Annotated in this window: 19 protein-coding genes; 9 read left to right on the forward strand and 10 right to left on the reverse strand. The window is 34.9% G+C overall.

Translation table 11 applies throughout. The features are described 5' to 3' along the window. Nucleotides 1-33 precede the first annotated feature (33 nt). Nucleotides 34-456 carry a hypothetical protein gene (locus tag FLA105534_RS05705; protein WP_173965072.1) on the forward strand — a complete coding sequence of 141 codons (423 nt, stop codon included), beginning with the start codon at nucleotides 34-36 and terminating at the stop codon, nucleotides 454-456. A gap of 89 nt (nucleotides 457-545) precedes the next feature. Then, nucleotides 546-1,037, forward strand: coding sequence for a septal ring lytic transglycosylase RlpA family protein (locus FLA105534_RS05710; RefSeq protein ID WP_173965073.1), 492 nt, complete (start codon nucleotides 546-548; stop codon nucleotides 1,035-1,037). A gap of 64 nt (nucleotides 1,038-1,101) precedes the next feature. Here FLA105534_RS05710 and FLA105534_RS05715 read toward each other — a convergent pair whose 3' ends face one another. After that, a complete protein-coding gene (locus tag FLA105534_RS05715; RefSeq protein WP_173965074.1) occupies nucleotides 1,102-1,557 on the reverse strand; it encodes a DinB family protein in 456 nt (151 codons plus the stop codon). 77 nt (nucleotides 1,558-1,634) lie between these two features. Between FLA105534_RS05715 and FLA105534_RS05720 the strand changes: the two genes are divergently transcribed. The 5 genes from FLA105534_RS05720 (at nucleotide 1,635) to nadD (ending at nucleotide 4,783) form a co-directional block, all read left to right on the forward strand. After that, entirely contained in the window at nucleotides 1,635-1,985 is a 351-nt protein-coding gene (locus FLA105534_RS05720) for an arsenate reductase family protein (RefSeq protein ID WP_173965075.1), read from the forward strand. Nucleotides 1,986-2,215: 230 nt separating this feature from the next. Continuing rightward, nucleotides 2,216-3,076 carry a YicC/YloC family endoribonuclease gene (locus FLA105534_RS05725; protein ID WP_173965076.1) on the forward strand — a complete coding sequence of 287 codons (861 nt, stop codon included), beginning with the start codon at nucleotides 2,216-2,218 and terminating at the stop codon, nucleotides 3,074-3,076. Between the two features lie 91 nt (nucleotides 3,077-3,167). Beyond that, entirely contained in the window at nucleotides 3,168-3,740 is a 573-nt protein-coding gene (gmk, locus tag FLA105534_RS05730; RefSeq protein WP_173965077.1) for a guanylate kinase, read from the forward strand. A gap of 32 nt (nucleotides 3,741-3,772) precedes the next feature. After that, the gene (locus tag FLA105534_RS05735; protein WP_173965078.1) at nucleotides 3,773-4,138 is read left to right on the forward strand and encodes a four helix bundle protein; all 366 of its coding nucleotides are present in this window, start codon (nucleotides 3,773-3,775) and stop codon (nucleotides 4,136-4,138) included. A gap of 39 nt (nucleotides 4,139-4,177) precedes the next feature. Next, nucleotides 4,178-4,783, forward strand: coding sequence for a nicotinate (nicotinamide) nucleotide adenylyltransferase (gene nadD, locus FLA105534_RS05740; RefSeq protein WP_173965079.1), 606 nt, complete (start codon nucleotides 4,178-4,180; stop codon nucleotides 4,781-4,783). A gap of 130 nt (nucleotides 4,784-4,913) precedes the next feature. On the opposite strand, the gene FLA105534_RS05745 is transcribed toward nadD, so the two are convergent. The 9 genes from FLA105534_RS05745 to FLA105534_RS05785 all read right to left on the reverse strand — a co-directional run bounded on the left by FLA105534_RS05745 (nucleotide 4,914) and on the right by FLA105534_RS05785 (nucleotide 12,286). Continuing rightward, nucleotides 4,914-6,383 (reverse strand): nicotinate phosphoribosyltransferase, encoded by a 1,470-nt coding sequence (locus tag FLA105534_RS05745; protein ID WP_173965080.1) that lies wholly within the window; start codon nucleotides 6,381-6,383, stop codon nucleotides 4,914-4,916. Nucleotides 6,384-6,407: 24 nt separating this feature from the next. Further along, entirely contained in the window at nucleotides 6,408-7,139 is a 732-nt protein-coding gene (locus FLA105534_RS05750) for a metallophosphoesterase family protein (RefSeq protein WP_173965081.1), read from the reverse strand. A 3-nt stretch (nucleotides 7,140-7,142) separates the two neighbouring features. Then, nucleotides 7,143-7,982, reverse strand: a complete 840-nt coding sequence (locus tag FLA105534_RS05755; protein ID WP_173965082.1) for an ADP-ribosylglycohydrolase family protein — start codon at nucleotides 7,980-7,982, stop codon at nucleotides 7,143-7,145. Nucleotides 7,983-8,024: 42 nt separating this feature from the next. After that, the gene (locus FLA105534_RS05760) at nucleotides 8,025-8,579 is read right to left on the reverse strand and encodes an RNA 2'-phosphotransferase (protein WP_173965083.1); all 555 of its coding nucleotides are present in this window, start codon (nucleotides 8,577-8,579) and stop codon (nucleotides 8,025-8,027) included. 32 nt (nucleotides 8,580-8,611) lie between these two features. Then, nucleotides 8,612-9,145, reverse strand: a complete 534-nt coding sequence (locus FLA105534_RS05765) for an NADAR family protein (RefSeq protein ID WP_173965084.1) — start codon at nucleotides 9,143-9,145, stop codon at nucleotides 8,612-8,614. Nucleotides 9,146-9,240: 95 nt separating this feature from the next. Further along, nucleotides 9,241-10,074: a ribose-phosphate diphosphokinase gene (gene prs, locus FLA105534_RS05770; RefSeq protein ID WP_173965085.1), complete on the reverse strand. Its 834-nt coding sequence runs from the start codon at nucleotides 10,072-10,074 to the stop codon at nucleotides 9,241-9,243. Nucleotides 10,075-10,148: 74 nt separating this feature from the next. Continuing rightward, complete coding sequence (locus FLA105534_RS05775; protein ID WP_173965086.1) at nucleotides 10,149-10,841, reverse strand: NUDIX hydrolase; 693 nt, start codon at nucleotides 10,839-10,841, stop codon at nucleotides 10,149-10,151. Between the two features lie 115 nt (nucleotides 10,842-10,956). After that, nucleotides 10,957-11,313, reverse strand: coding sequence for a PKD domain-containing protein (locus FLA105534_RS05780; RefSeq protein ID WP_026110082.1), 357 nt, complete (start codon nucleotides 11,311-11,313; stop codon nucleotides 10,957-10,959). A gap of 67 nt (nucleotides 11,314-11,380) precedes the next feature. Continuing rightward, complete coding sequence (locus FLA105534_RS05785) at nucleotides 11,381-12,286, reverse strand: LysR family transcriptional regulator (RefSeq protein ID WP_173965087.1); 906 nt, start codon at nucleotides 12,284-12,286, stop codon at nucleotides 11,381-11,383. 85 nt (nucleotides 12,287-12,371) lie between these two features. Between FLA105534_RS05785 and FLA105534_RS05790 the strand changes: the two genes are divergently transcribed. Both FLA105534_RS05790 and FLA105534_RS05795 read left to right on the forward strand, forming a co-directional pair. Then, nucleotides 12,372-13,133, forward strand: a complete 762-nt coding sequence (locus FLA105534_RS05790) for a type 1 glutamine amidotransferase domain-containing protein (RefSeq protein WP_173965088.1) — start codon at nucleotides 12,372-12,374, stop codon at nucleotides 13,131-13,133. 189 nt (nucleotides 13,134-13,322) lie between these two features. Next, complete coding sequence (locus FLA105534_RS05795; RefSeq protein ID WP_173965089.1) at nucleotides 13,323-14,480, forward strand: iron-containing alcohol dehydrogenase; 1,158 nt, start codon at nucleotides 13,323-13,325, stop codon at nucleotides 14,478-14,480. The last annotated feature ends 279 nt before the right edge of the window (nucleotides 14,481-14,759 follow it).

The following is a 14,759-nucleotide window of genomic DNA, read 5'->3' on the forward strand; positions in this document are numbered from 1 at the left end:
TTGTTATATTTGTTTTATCAAAAAATCTAATTTATGTACTATTTTTTACAAAAATTCCATTCAGGCTGGGCTTATTTAGCACTGTTGCTTTTACTAATTGCAGTTGTAAATGCCATCATCGGTCTTACTTCTAAAAAAGACTTTACAGGCAAAGACCGCAAAATTGCACTGTTTGCTTTGATCGGAACTCATACACAGTTATTGATTGGTCTTATTCTTTATTTTGTATCTCCTAAAGGAATAGCTGTCCTTGGACAAATGTCTAATGCAGCACTTAGACTTACTTCTTTAGAGCACCCTTTAATCAACATTATTGCTATCATTTTGATCACAATCGGATGGTCTAAACATAAAAAATTGGTAAATAGCGAAGCGAAGTTTAAAACATTTGCTATATTTTACGGATTAGGATTATTACTTATTTTAAGTAGAATCCCTTGGAACCTATGGTTCTAAAAAAAACCAATTAAAGCCCTAGAATTAGGGCTTTTTTTATCTCGGCATATTATTTGTACAAACTCCCCAAGTCTGAAAAAAAATAAAACATGAGAAATAAAAAATATATTTTACTCACTTCACTTACTATAACTTTTTTAAGTTGTTTTACCTATGTCATAAGTCAAACAAAGCCTGCAACTGAACCTAAAATCACTCAGGACACTGTCAAAACTGCCAGACCTAATTTAATTGCAATACCAACTGATTCTGTTTTTACAGACAAAGGTTTAAAATTAAAACCATACAAAAAAAATGCGCATGCCTCCTATTACGCTGACCGTTTTAATGGTAAAAAAACAGCCAACGGAAGCCGATTCAGTAATAGTGCGTATACCGCAGCACATAAGAAGCTTCCCTTCGGAACAAGAATAAAAGTTACAAATGAAGCCAATGGAAAATTTGTAATTGTAAAAGTTACAGATCGTGGTCCATTTGTTAGAACAAGAGAACTAGATTTATCCAAAAGAGCCTTTATGGAAATCACTAAAAGCAAAGGAAGTGGTGCCATGAAAGTAACTATTGAAACTATAATAGAGTAATGAAATTTTAATATTCAAACCCGACAGCTTTAAAAATCTGTCGGGTTTGTTGTATTTTTAAGGTCTAAACAAACTTTCGGAGACTCATTACAATTCCAGTATGAACCCCTTCGTGATAATTATTAAAATCTAAAGCACCATTTATATTTTTCAAGGTATATCCTAAGCTAGTGGTGTATTCATTGTAATCAACAAAAATACCTGCAGCGAAATCATTCTCAACTTGCTCTAAAGTAGTCGATAGCAACGTTCGTATTTCATCGACTTCTGCCTGCGACACGTCCCCTTCCGGTTTAGTATCTTTTCGATATTTAGCAATGAACTCCTCAGAAATAGTAACCGGCAAGCCTGATAACTTATAAACCAAAGCCTGCTGTGAAGCAACGCAATGTGCGATATTCCAAATAATATTATTCTTAAATCCCGGTGGAATTTTATTTAACTGTTCTAATGAATGATTGTCTAAAACTTTCAAAAGAATCTCCCTGATGGTCTTTTGCACTTCAAAAACTGAGTTCATATATTTATTTTTTTTCTAAAATTAGGCAATTTTAAGTTTCAAATGAATTTTCTTTGTAGTCTCTTAAATTTAAAATTATGAACAAAATATACTACTTAGCTTCCTGCGACACTTGCCGAAAAATTATTAAAGGCTTACCCAAAGACAACAATCTGGTTTTTCACGATATCAAACAAAACCCTATTACAGCCGAAGAGCTTGAAGAGATGTACAAACTTGCCGGAAGTTATGAGGCTTTGTTTAGCAAGAAAGCACAATTGTACAAATCGATGGATTTAAAAAACAAATCTCTAACTGAGGATGATTATAAAAAATACATTCTGGAACACTATACATTCATAAGCCGTCCGGTTTTTATCATTGATGGCAAAATTTATATCGGAAACAGCCAGCAAAACATATTACAGGTAATGAAAGCTTTAGGCTAAAAAAATTAGCCCCAAATTGCACAAATTTTCACTAATTACATGCCATTTAACTTTCTCAACTCTGTTTCAAACTTGTGTTTCGTGAAATTTAGATTTACAAGCTCCGGTATTTATGAAAATTTGTGTTTTTTTGACAAAAAATTTAAAAAAACCTTACTCTTAACACTTTACCATTTTACAGCCAAACACTGCAAACTTTTATTTATCTTTGCGCCTTTATACTCAATTATATGATACAATCTATGACAGGGTTTGGCAAAGCTTCTTTGCAATTGCCTACAAAAAAAATTACCGTTGAAGTAAAATCCTTAAATAGCAAAGGTTTAGATTTAAATGTTAGAATGCCTTCACTTTACCGCGAGATGGAATTAGGCTTAAGAACTCAAATCTCTACCAAACTAGAAAGAGGAAAAATTGATTTCGGAATTTACATTGAAAGTACTTCTGAACAAACCTCAACTAAAGTAAATGTTCCTGTTGTAAAAAACTACATTGCTCAACTAAGAGAAGTTTACCCCGATGCCGACGAAACTGAATTAATGAAGATGGCTGTTCGCATGCCTGACACTCTAAAAACAGAACGTGAAGAAATTGACGAAAATGATTGGGAGCAAATCCAGGTGATCATTGAGGAAGCTCTAGAGAACATTCTGACTTTCAGAAAAGACGAAGGCGAATCTCTTGAGAAAGAATTCAATCTTAGAATATCGAATATCCGTCAATATATGAACGACGCTCTGGCACTTGATCCGGAACGTATAAAAGCAATCAAAGACCGTTTACAAACTGCTATTTCGGAATTGAAAGTAAATGTGGATGAAAATCGTTTTGAGCAGGAATTGATTTATTATCTGGAGAAACTTGATATTACCGAAGAAAAAGTTCGCTTAACCAATCACTTAGATTATTTCCTTGAAACTATTAAAGGTACTGAAGCCAATGGTAGAAAACTAGGATTCATCACTCAGGAAATGGGTCGTGAGATCAATACCATGGGTTCAAAATCGAATCATGCACAAATGCAAAAATTGGTGGTAATGATGAAAGATGAACTGGAAAAGATTAAAGAACAGGTTTTAAATGTACTTTAAAAGCTGTAAGCCTTAAGCGTTAGGCTATAAGCAAAAAAACATAGAGTAAGTGAGCTTAAAGCGTACCGCCTAAAGCCTAAAGCATAAATTAATGAACAAAGGAAAATTAATTGTTTTCTCAGCACCTTCGGGATCGGGAAAAACAACTATAGTAAAGCATTTATTAGGGAAAGAAGATTTAAATTTAGAATTTTCAATCTCGGCAGCTTCACGCGAACCACGCGGAGAGGAAGAACACGGAAAGGATTATTATTTTATTTCGTTGGAACAATTCAAAAAACACATTAAAGCAGAGGAATTCCTGGAATGGGAAGAAGTATATCGTGACAACTTTTATGGCACTTTAAAATCAGAAATTGAAAGAATCTGGGCTTTAGGAAAAAATGTCATTTTTGATATTGATGTTGCGGGCGGACTACGTATCAAGCACAAATTTCCCGAACAAACTTTGGCTGTATTTGTAAAACCTCCAAGTGTTGACGAACTAAAACGTCGACTAAAACAACGTTCTACAGAAAGTGATGACAAAATAAACATGCGAATTGCAAAAGCTTCGGTTGAACTGGCAACCGCTCCGCAATTTGATACGATTATCAAAAATTACGATCTGGATACCGCTAAAGAAGAAGCGTATCAATTGGTAAAAGATTTTGTTTCTAAGTGATTAGTGAAGAGTAATTAGTAAATAGCATGAAAATGAATGGAATAAAATCTTATAAAGATTTATTGATTTGGCAGAAAGGAATTAAAATTGTTTCTCTGATTTATCAGCTAGTAAAATCATTTCCAAAAGAAGAACTATTTGCTTTAACTTGTCAATTAAAAAGAGCTTCTGTATCCATCCCATCAAATATAGCAGAAGGTTATGGCAGAAATACAGATAAATCTTTTAGTCATTTTTTAAATATTTCTAGAGGCTCATTATTCGAGATTGAAACTCAATTAATAATTGCAAATGATCTTGGTTTTATAACTAGTCAAACTCTTTATAAAGAAATTTTAAATCAAATTGAAGAAGAATCAAAGATGATTAATGCTTTTTCTAAGACACTAAAAGACTAATCACTTTTTACTAATTACTAATTACTAGTTACTTCAATTATGAAAATAGGCCTTTATTTCGGAACGTATAATCCCATTCATGTTGGTCATTTAATTATTGCCAACCATATGGCCGAGTTTGCCGATTTAGACCAGATATGGATGGTCGTTACACCACACAATCCGCTCAAAAAGAAGTCTACCCTATTAGACGATCATCAACGTTTGCAAATGGTTTATTTAGCTACGGAAGATTATCCGAAAATAAAACCCTCAGACATAGAGTTCAAATTACCCCAACCCAATTATACCGTCAATACGTTGGTTCATTTGCATGAAAAGTATCCAACGCATGACTTCTCTTTAATTATGGGCGAAGACAACTTGAAAACGCTTCATAAATGGAAAAACTACGAGGTTCTTTTAGAACATTATGAAATTTATGTTTATCCAAGACTTGAGGAAAAAACAACAATTAATCTTTTAGAAGAAGAGCAACCTAATGCTTTGAAATCACATCCCAACATTCATATAATTGATGCTCCGGTTGTAGAGATTTCTGCTACTTTTATTCGAAAAAGTATCAAAGAAGGAAAAAATATTCAGCCTTTATTACCTCCAAAAGTTTGGGAGTATATTGATCACAATAATTTTTATAAGAAATAAAAATTAGTGTGATTCGACAAAGATTGACGATTTTGATCGTAGAGTTTCTGGTGTGATTTCTCCCTTCGGTCGAAATCACAAACAAAGAGCAAAAAAAAGCCTGAATTTAAAAATTCAGGCTTTCTTGTTTTTATACTTCAACGTTTACTGCGCTTTTCACTCTTGTTCGAATCTCACTTAGCGACTGCTCTACTAGAAGTTTCCCGTCTCTGAAAACTTCTTTCAATTCGCCTTGTTTTTCTTCTTCCCAGGAAACATTATCCGTTAGATGATATACACCATCAATTAAATCAATTTTCATTAATCCTTTGGCTGATTTTTTAGTTCCATCATCTGTTATTGGATCTTTAAAGATAGCTCTTCCTTCTCCGTCAACTTCTCCATAAGTGGCTTTCATCGCAAAACCAAATGTATCTCTGGTGTTGTATTGGTACGTGAATGAACCAATTCCCAAAACAACGTTGGTAGAAGCAAAACCTTTTTCTTTTAATCTTTCCCCAATCTGAGTTGCTCTGTCTACTGTAATACTATCCCCGTAAATAGCACCAATTTGAGGAATAAGCTCTTTAAATCCTTTTGCATTAACTGTACCTCCAAAAACATCCCAAAGCAGCTCAATTACCCCTTTTTTCTCTTCTTCTGTTTTTCCGTTTGGATTACCACAAATAATATCTACCGGATCTCCACTATCAGGACGAATCACTACCTTACCTTCTCTTGCAACTATATCTTCTTTTAATCGAGGCAAATAATCGGTAAGCACTTTCCATAAGTTCCAGGTATCAGAAACAATAGAAACGATCCCTTTTGGATAAACTTCTGTCACTAACCTTTTAAACGTTTCACATTCACCTTCGGTCGTTCCCATACACATTACGGAATGCTCTGTTGCCGCAACCGAACCTGCGATTAATTCGGTATCTGAATTAGCCTTGTAATATTCTTCAAAAAAGTCAATTACCGGAATGGTATCTGAACCTGTAAAGCTCAACAAATGTCCGGCAGCGGAAGTAATTGCTGCTTCAATTCCACCCATTCCCCTCATCGAAAAATCATGTGCCTGCCAGTCAACAAATTCAGGAACTGATGATGTTTCGTCGGCAAATTTGTCCAATACTTTTCGATATTCTTTAGCAATCGTAGCAGAGTTACAAGGCAGCCATACTACTGCAGACAATAAGGTTTCAAAATAATTAGTTAGCCAGAAAAACTCCGGAAGCGTATTGTACATCGTAAACATGGGTACTCTTAATGGCACGCTAACACCTTCGGGCAACGCTTTAAAAACCATCGGAATATATCCTAAATCATGTAAATCTTCAATATGTTTGGTTCCAACCTGATTTTCACCCAGATAATTATTGATTCTGCGCGCGTATTTTTTAATAACTTCTTCTTTTGGCTGTTTAAAAAAATCAGTCTCAAAATCATGAATAATATATTTTTTGATGAAATATTGCAATCCGAAAAACACAACTTCTTCCAAACCTTCGATTCTTGATTTTCTTGGTGTCCAGTTGGAGTATACCAATGTGGTTTTATCCGGATATTGTCTTCTGTGGTCAACTTTGTAACCGTCGGTTAATAATAGTGGGTTCATAAAATTTCTTAGTTATTTTTTAAATTATTTATTTCTTCCTTTTTCATTTGAATAAAGCTGTTGTACGACATCACTTTGCCAATATCCTTTTGTTTCAACATCAAGACAACTTAATTTACCATAAAAACCAGCTCCGGTATCAACATTCCACACATTACAGCCTTGCATTGGAATCTCTATATTGTAATGAAGGGTTGGCGTGTGACCAATATAAATCTCATTGTAAAGTAATAATCTTTTCGGATAAGAAAGCGAATTTTTCTGAATTCTCTTATCCATTGTCAAAGCCATTTCCCACAGCGTCCTATCCCACGAATAATTGGTTTTGTAATGTTCTTTCTCCGGACCATGCATCGATGAAAAACCGGCATGAATGAATAAGTTGTTGTTTTCGTCTACAAAATAATCTTTCATAGTATTGAAAAATTGACGATGTTTTTCTTTTTCTGAACGTTCAATACCGACATAACTTTCTATAGTCGATTTTCCTCCATGCAAAAACCAAATATCGTTTATAACCTCATCCTCTAACCATTCCTGACACCAGACATCATGATTTCCTTTGATAAAAATACACTCCTGTTTTTCAGATAGATCAATAAGAAAATCAATTACTTCTTTTGATTCACTCCAGCCGTCTACATAGTCTCCCAGGAAAATAAACCGATCCTTTTCTGAACAATCCATTCTTTCCAATAATTGAATTAATGCTTTTAATCCCCCGTGAATATCCCCAAAAACAAAGGTTCTTTTCATGATTTAATTAAACTTATTATCGAGAGCCGCATCTAATTTTATCAGAAAGTCTCTTCCAAATGTATCATTCTCTAAACCTTCATACAAAAATGCAGGCAAGGTTTTATCGCAGTTTTCTTTGTTACTCAAAATCGCCATGCATAAGGCGGCAACCGTATCTGTATCTCCACCGTAATCTATACTCGTTTTTAAGCAATCTTTCATAGAAGTGGCTTCCGAAACGATTTTAATGACCGCTTGCGTCGTTGGATAACCGTGCATATCAATTGGCGAAGTAATCCTATAGGTTTCATTTTCCTTTAGCGTTTCATTCAAAAATGGGATCAGGGTTGATCCATCCCCTAAATTGTATTTAAAGTAGTGAACCGCCAACGCAATACGCTTCGCACAACTGATCCCTTCGACTGTATAATGGGAAGTTCTTGCCTGAATTTCGCAGAACTGCATCAATTGATCGATATCCCTTAAGTAGCCAATACTATAAGCTCTCATGGCAGAACCGTTTCCACTACTTCCTTTATCGATTATCTTGATAAAATCAATTCCGCTCTTACTGGCGTCCAAAGCATTGTAAACTCTATCCGAGTACCCTCTTCTTTTATCTCTATGAAATACCTCAACAAACTTATCTGCTACTTTGATTTCGTTCCAATTATCCTCTTCTAATAACAATTCTGAAATGGCAATTGCCATTTGGGTATCGTCTGTATAACGTTTGTAAATTTCAGTATAAAGTCCGTGTTTGTGATACTGCGTTAAATGGTTGTTTTGCGCAATAAAATCTAAATCCCGAAATTCAAAACCTGCACCGTATGCGTCACCTATTGCTGCTTCTAGTATCATAATGAGTTGTGTTTTATAATTTAAAAATGGCGCCTGATGCTTTTACGATTTAAATTCTATATACTTTGCCGGAACCTCAGCAGTTAGCCAAACATTATTTTCGGACAAATAAAATTTAAATCCGTCTCTGTACATGGCACCGCTTCTTACGGTCAGAATCTCCGGAACGCCTCGCCTGCTTCCCACCTTTATGGCAGTTTCCTTGTCTTTAGAAAGATGTACGTGCTGACGGCTCATTTTTTGTAAGCCTTCACGTTTTATGCTTTCCATAAACTTTCCAATTGTTCCGTGGTATAAAAACTCTGAAGGTTCGGTTTCATCTAAATTTAATTCAACCGAAATGGAATGTCCCTGACTTGCTCTGATTTTCGTTTTATCTTCATTAAAAGCAAAACGTTTTTTATCATTATTTTCTACCACGTAATCTAAAAGTTCAGCAGTCATTTGATTTTGACTTCCTCTATTATTACATTTTAGAATCAATTCTTCAACATCTGTCCAACCGTTCTCGTCTAATCTTAAACCGATAGTTTCCGGTGAATGCCGAAGCACCAGACTCAGAAATTTACTCACGCTTTTTGCTGTTTTTTCATTCATGTCTTTAGTCTTTAAGCTCTCTTTCAATAATCCTATACCTTTCTCAATTCATCCCTAACTCCCATCAAAGCAAAACCTAACAAATTCAAGCCTTTCCATTTAGCAGGATTCAAAACATCTTTGTGGTCACCAGCCATACCAATTCCCCAAATGGCATCAACCGGGCTGGCTTCTACAATAATTCTATCGTTTGTATTTAGTAAAAAAGTTTTTAGCTCTGGATTCTGATTGAATTTATGATAATTGCCTTCTTTCACAATGTCAAATCTGGCAGCTAACCAAAGCGTTTCATTATAATTCTTTACCTCTCTTCCTAACTTTTTGGCTTCCGCAGGGGATTTTGCCTGAAGGATTTTCGGCAAAACCTCATCATCTTTAAACAATTCGGCTTTCTTGGCCATCATCCAATGTTCGGCAGTTTTATAAGTTACTTTTTCTACTTCAAAAGAACTTAACCACCATTGACTAAAACAGGTTTTAGAGATGCTTCCGTCTTTATTGGGTTGGTGTCCCCAGAAAAATAAAAATTTACTTTCCGGAGTTATATTTTCTATATTGTATTTCATTTTTTCTATTATTGAAACAAAGAAGTAAGTTCTTTGTTTTTTCGTTTCAGGATTGAGATTTGCTACATAGCTTGAAACCTGAAACCTGAATTTATTTAAACTAATTGATCCAATCCAATCACCTGAACGCTTTCGCCTTCGAAATCTTTTACGGAATTGGTGGTAAAAATAGCATCGAAGCAATTTAAAACTTCAAAACCTTTATTGAATATTCCGTGGCTTACGGCCAAGTATAATTTTCCGGCATTTTTCTTTTTTAATTCTTCAGCCAATCCAACGAAAGTTCCTCCTCCATCACAAATATCATCCACAATTAAACAATCCATTCCGTTTAGATCGTCTTCGTATACTTTAAAACCAGATAATCTTCCGGTTTTTACATCACGGCTTTTGCTGCATTCTACCACATCAATACCGCCAAGAAACTCAGAAACTTTGTAGATTTTCTTCAAAGCGCCACCATCCGGCGAAATTAATTTTACGTTTTCACCGATTAACTTCAAAACTTGCTGAATAAAAGTGTGGTTTGGGATGACTTCGCAGTTGTTTACCAATGCCGAAGTAACCTCAGAGTGCGCATCAAAAACAAACACTTTATTCAACTGAAGTGTATTAATAATATCTGCATATACTTTTACTGATAAAGATTCGCCTTTAATCATGACACGATCCTGTCTTGCTGCCGGGAAGTACGGAATGAACAGATCAATTACTTTAACCTCCATTCTACGTAATGCGTCTACTGTGATGCACAATAAACCTAAATCGTTGAATGAATTTAACCGGTGTGTAATGGTTACTTTTTGTGTAGTGTCAAAATCAGGGTTAATTTTGATATGAGGCTCTCCTCCTGAAAATGTAAAGCTTTGGAATTTTATTTCTTCTTTATTAAGAATTGGAGTGAATTTTGGGTCTAAATTAAGTATCATAGCTTTTTAGTTTGCGTTAATTATACGCAAATATAGATCAATATATTTATTAAACAATTTATTTTGTGTAAAATTTACGCAAACTTTATTTCGAAGTGAAACCCCTTTTCTGTTAACTCTTTATATTTCAAATCATTGAACTTAAAAAGTTTTGCGGGGCGACCGCTTTTAACAGGCGAAAAATGATCTGTTTGATCTAAAAAACCATAGCTAAGTATCTTCTTTCTAAAATTTCGTCGGTCAATTTCTTTCTCTAAAATGGTACAATAAAGATTTTCCAGATCCGAAAACAAAAACTCTTGCGGAAGTAAATCGAAACCAACCGGTTCATAAGTCAGTTTTGCTTTTAATCTTGCTATAGCAGTTTTTACGATTAAATTATGATCGAAAGCCAGAGAGGGAATCTGATCTATTTTGAACCATTGTACACGTTCGGCATCGGTATCTGCCTTAATTTCCAGACTTGAAGCGTCTACTAAAGCATAATAAGCAACCGAAATCACACGATTTCTGGAATCTCTGTTAATATCATCTCCAAAAGTATATAGCTGCTCCATATAAGTAAGCTGAACATTGGTCTCTTCGTGCAGCTCTCTAATAACCGCTTCACTTAAAGATTCATCGTGCTTTACTAAACCACCTGGTAGAGCCCAATACTTTTCGGCAGAGCCAAACTTTTGCTCAATTAAAAGTACATACAAACTGTTGTTCTTATATCCAAACACAATGGCATCAACCGCAATTCGAATATTTTGAAAATTCTCCATATCTAAAAAATCATATCTCACAAATATAACGAATGAGAGCCAATTTTATAATCTATCGCCTAAGCAATAAATCATAAAACTAACTCTCATCAATATGTTCTTTCTTTCGAACTGCCTAGTTTATTGTTACTGTTCGTTTTGGAATAGAAGTACAATCTGCACCATTTTTTGCAACAGTAACCTCTGCACTAACTTCATAAGTTCCTGCCGCCGGGTAAATATGAGTAGTACTAGTTCCGGTTCCGGTTGTACCGTCTCCAAATGTCCACTTTACACCAACTAAAGTTCCGGTTCCGCTATATCCAACAGAATAGTTCATTAATTTTGGATTAGTAGCATCTGTAGAATTGTGTAATTTTACAAAAATCGCTTCTCCCAGACAATCTATAATCACCTCGTCGTCATGTTTGCTACAAGAGTTAGCCGTATAAAATACCAGGGCAAGCATTAAAATTGATACGATCTTTTTCATTTTTAAAAATATTAAGAATTTATCTCCCAAAATTATTCTTTAAAAATACAGAAAACAATGATTTCTGTCATAATCTGTTACCAAAAAATAATTTTAATTCTTTGGAAATAATTTCAAAAAACGAATTCAAATTACTGTTTTTAGCGGTCAGTACAAACACATATACTTCCGGTACATGAAAACTGTTCCACAACAATTGCAATCTATTCTCTTTGATATATTTTCTAGCATTACAATTCCAGGTTATAGCCACTCCTTCATTATCGGATAACATGCGGAGCATTTCAGATTCTGACGGAATAATGTAATTGGGCACCATTGATGGCCTTTTTTTATTAAAGGCATGCAGCCAGAATAATTTTATGTGCGGAATTCTCGCATCGTGACTGTACCACTTTTGCTCATTGAGCCACTGTTCTACCCCTGTATAATTATCTGATTTTAATTTCTGACGAAATTCAGAGGCATCCAAACTTGTCGGCGCCACCATTATGAGCTTAATTTTACCCACAATTTCATAGATTGTATCAAACGTATCATATCTTTTTGTGGTTATTGCAAAATCAAGTTTTTTAGCATCAACTAACTCAAAGAGCACATCATTTTCTGCAAAAGTAAAATCGATTAAATCAAACTTAGAAATCAACAGATTTCCAATACAATTAAAAAGATTCTTCGAAATACCAACCGAAATTAATCGGGTAGCATCCTCTGCTTTTGCGCGAAAAGTACTCTCTACATTCTCAAGCCGGTCAAGTGCGTCTATGATTAAATTATTGAGTAACTTAGCGTATTCCGTTGGTTCTACGCCTTTTGACTTTCGATTAAACAATTTATTCCCAACATGTGCTTCCAGCATTGAGATTTGCTGGCTAACTGCAGGCTGACTCATAAATAACTCTTTTGCAGCGATAGAAAAATTTCCGTTTTTATATACAGCCTTAAAGGTTCTGTACCACTCCAGATTCACCATGACATAAATATATTTATAACAAACATAGTTTATTTTATTTTTACTGATATCACTTTAACCGTAAATTTGATCAAAATTTAAACTTATGAAAAAGATAACCTTACTTACGATTATAGCCTTTAGTGCTTTTAGCATCTCGGCTATAGCTCAAAAATCAACAAAAAAAAGTGCCAAAAAAGTACTATTTGTTGTAACCAGCAACGATAAACTGGGGAATACCGGAGAGAAAACCGGATTTTGGTCAGAAGAATTTGCTGCACCTTATTATGAATTATTAGATCAGGGGGTCGAGATTACGATTGCTTCACCTTTAGGAGGTCAGCCACCAATTGATCCTAAAAGTGCCGATCCGGCATCGGCAACTGCAGACACTAAACGTTTTGATGCCGATAAAACTTTACAGGAAAAATTAAAACACACGCACAAACTTTCAACCATCAACCAAAAAGATTATGATGCAGTTTTTTATCCAGGAGGTCATGGACCTCTTTGGGACTTGGTAGAAGACAAAAACTCGATTGCTTTAATCGAATCTTTCTATACCCATAAAAAACCAGTTGCTTTTGTTTGTCACGCTCCTGCAGTTTTAAAAAACGTAAAAGTTAAAGGCGAATTTTTAGTAAAAGGCAAAAAAGTAACCGGTTTCACAAATGCCGAAGAAGAAGCGGTGGGTTTAACCAAAGTAGTACCGTTCTTATTGGAAGATGCTTTGACAAAAAATGGAGCTACCTTTTCGAAAGCAGCCAACTGGCAACCGTATGCTGTGGAAGATGGCCTTTTAATCACCGGACAAAACCCTGCTTCATCTAAATTAGTAGCCGGAAAATTATTACAACAGTTAAAGTAAGAAAGGTGCTGAGGTACTAAGGTTCTTAGGTACTTAACAAAAAAACTTAGAACCTTAGTACCACTGCACCTCAGAAACTTAAAAATAAAACAATTAAAACAACAAAGATCCTAAGGTTATGAATTACTACGATCATAAACAAAAAAACTTAGTACCTCATAACCTTAGCATCTTAGAAACTCTAAAAAAATGCTAAACTTTGAATTATACAATCCGACGAATTTAATCTTCGGAAAAGGACAAATTGAAAAACTTTCTACTTTGGTTCCTAAAGATGCCAAAATCTTGCTGGCCTATGGTGGTGGAAGTATTTTTAAAAATGGAATTCACGAACAAGTCATCAATAACTTAAAAGGTTATGATATTGTAGAATTTGGCGGAATCGAACCCAATCCGCATTTCGAAACTTTAATGAAAGCGGTTGCTGTTATAAAAGCTGAAAAAATTGATTTCATCTTAGCTGTCGGCGGTGGTTCTGTAATCGACGGTGTGAAATTCATTTCAGCAGCTGTGAATTTCGACGGAGATCCGATTGATATTTTACAAAAACGTTTGCTTATTAAAGAAAACGCTCTGCCTTTTGGAACTGTTTTGACTTTACCTGCAACGGGAAGCGAAATGAATTCAGGAGCTGTTGTTACTATCGAAGCAACACAGGAAAAACTGGCTTTTGGCGGAAGTGCCCTTTTTCCTAAATTTTCAATTTGTGACCCAACTGTAATTGCCTCATTACCAAAAAGACAATTGCAAAATGGTGTTGTGGATGCGTATACACACGTAATGGAGCAATACCTGACCTACCCGCATGAAGGATATTTGCAAGACCGAATTGCCGAAGGAATCTTGCAAACCTTAATTGAAGTTGGTCCAAAAGTAGTCGAAAATCCAACCGACTATGCTTTGGCTTCCAATTTTATGTGGAGCTGTACAATGGCTTTAAACGGACTCATTCAAAAAGGAGTTCCTTCTGACTGGGCTACACATATGATTGGTCATGAATTAACAGCTTTATACGGAATTGATCATGCCAGAACGTTGGCGATTATCGGACCAAGTTTGTACCAAATAATGTTTGATACCAAAAAAGAAAAGCTGGCACAGTACGGCAGGAGAATTTTCAACTTAACGGGTTCTGACGATGAAGTTGCAAAAGAAGCAATCGATAAAACCGTTGACTTTTTCCATACTATGGGAATGGACACTAAACTCTCACAATACACTGACGATTACAGCAAAACAGCCGATTTTATCGTAAATCGTTTTAACGAAAGAGGCTGGAAAGGTCTTGGAGAAAAACAATTGATTACGCTGGAAAAAGTAAAATCGATTGTTGAAATGAGCTACTAAAACATAAGTCCCAAATAAAAAAATCCAAATTCCAATTTTAAGCTCATTTGGAATTTTACAAAAAAGGCGTTCTCACTTTCGAGGAACGCCTTTTTACAATACTAAAACAAAATTAACTAACTCAATTCTTGCTAAACTCATTAAATTCTAATTTATAAATAGTTACAACGTATTGATTGTCTTTTTATTGTGCATACCGAAAAATATTTAATTTTTAAATTTAAAACCTTCTGTAAACCATTGCATTTAATAGTGGTTTCTAAATTTCTTAAATGAGAT

Source organism: Flavobacterium collinsii (genome assembly GCF_902804485.1).
GTDB lineage: Bacteria > Bacteroidota > Bacteroidia > Flavobacteriales > Flavobacteriaceae > Flavobacterium > Flavobacterium collinsii.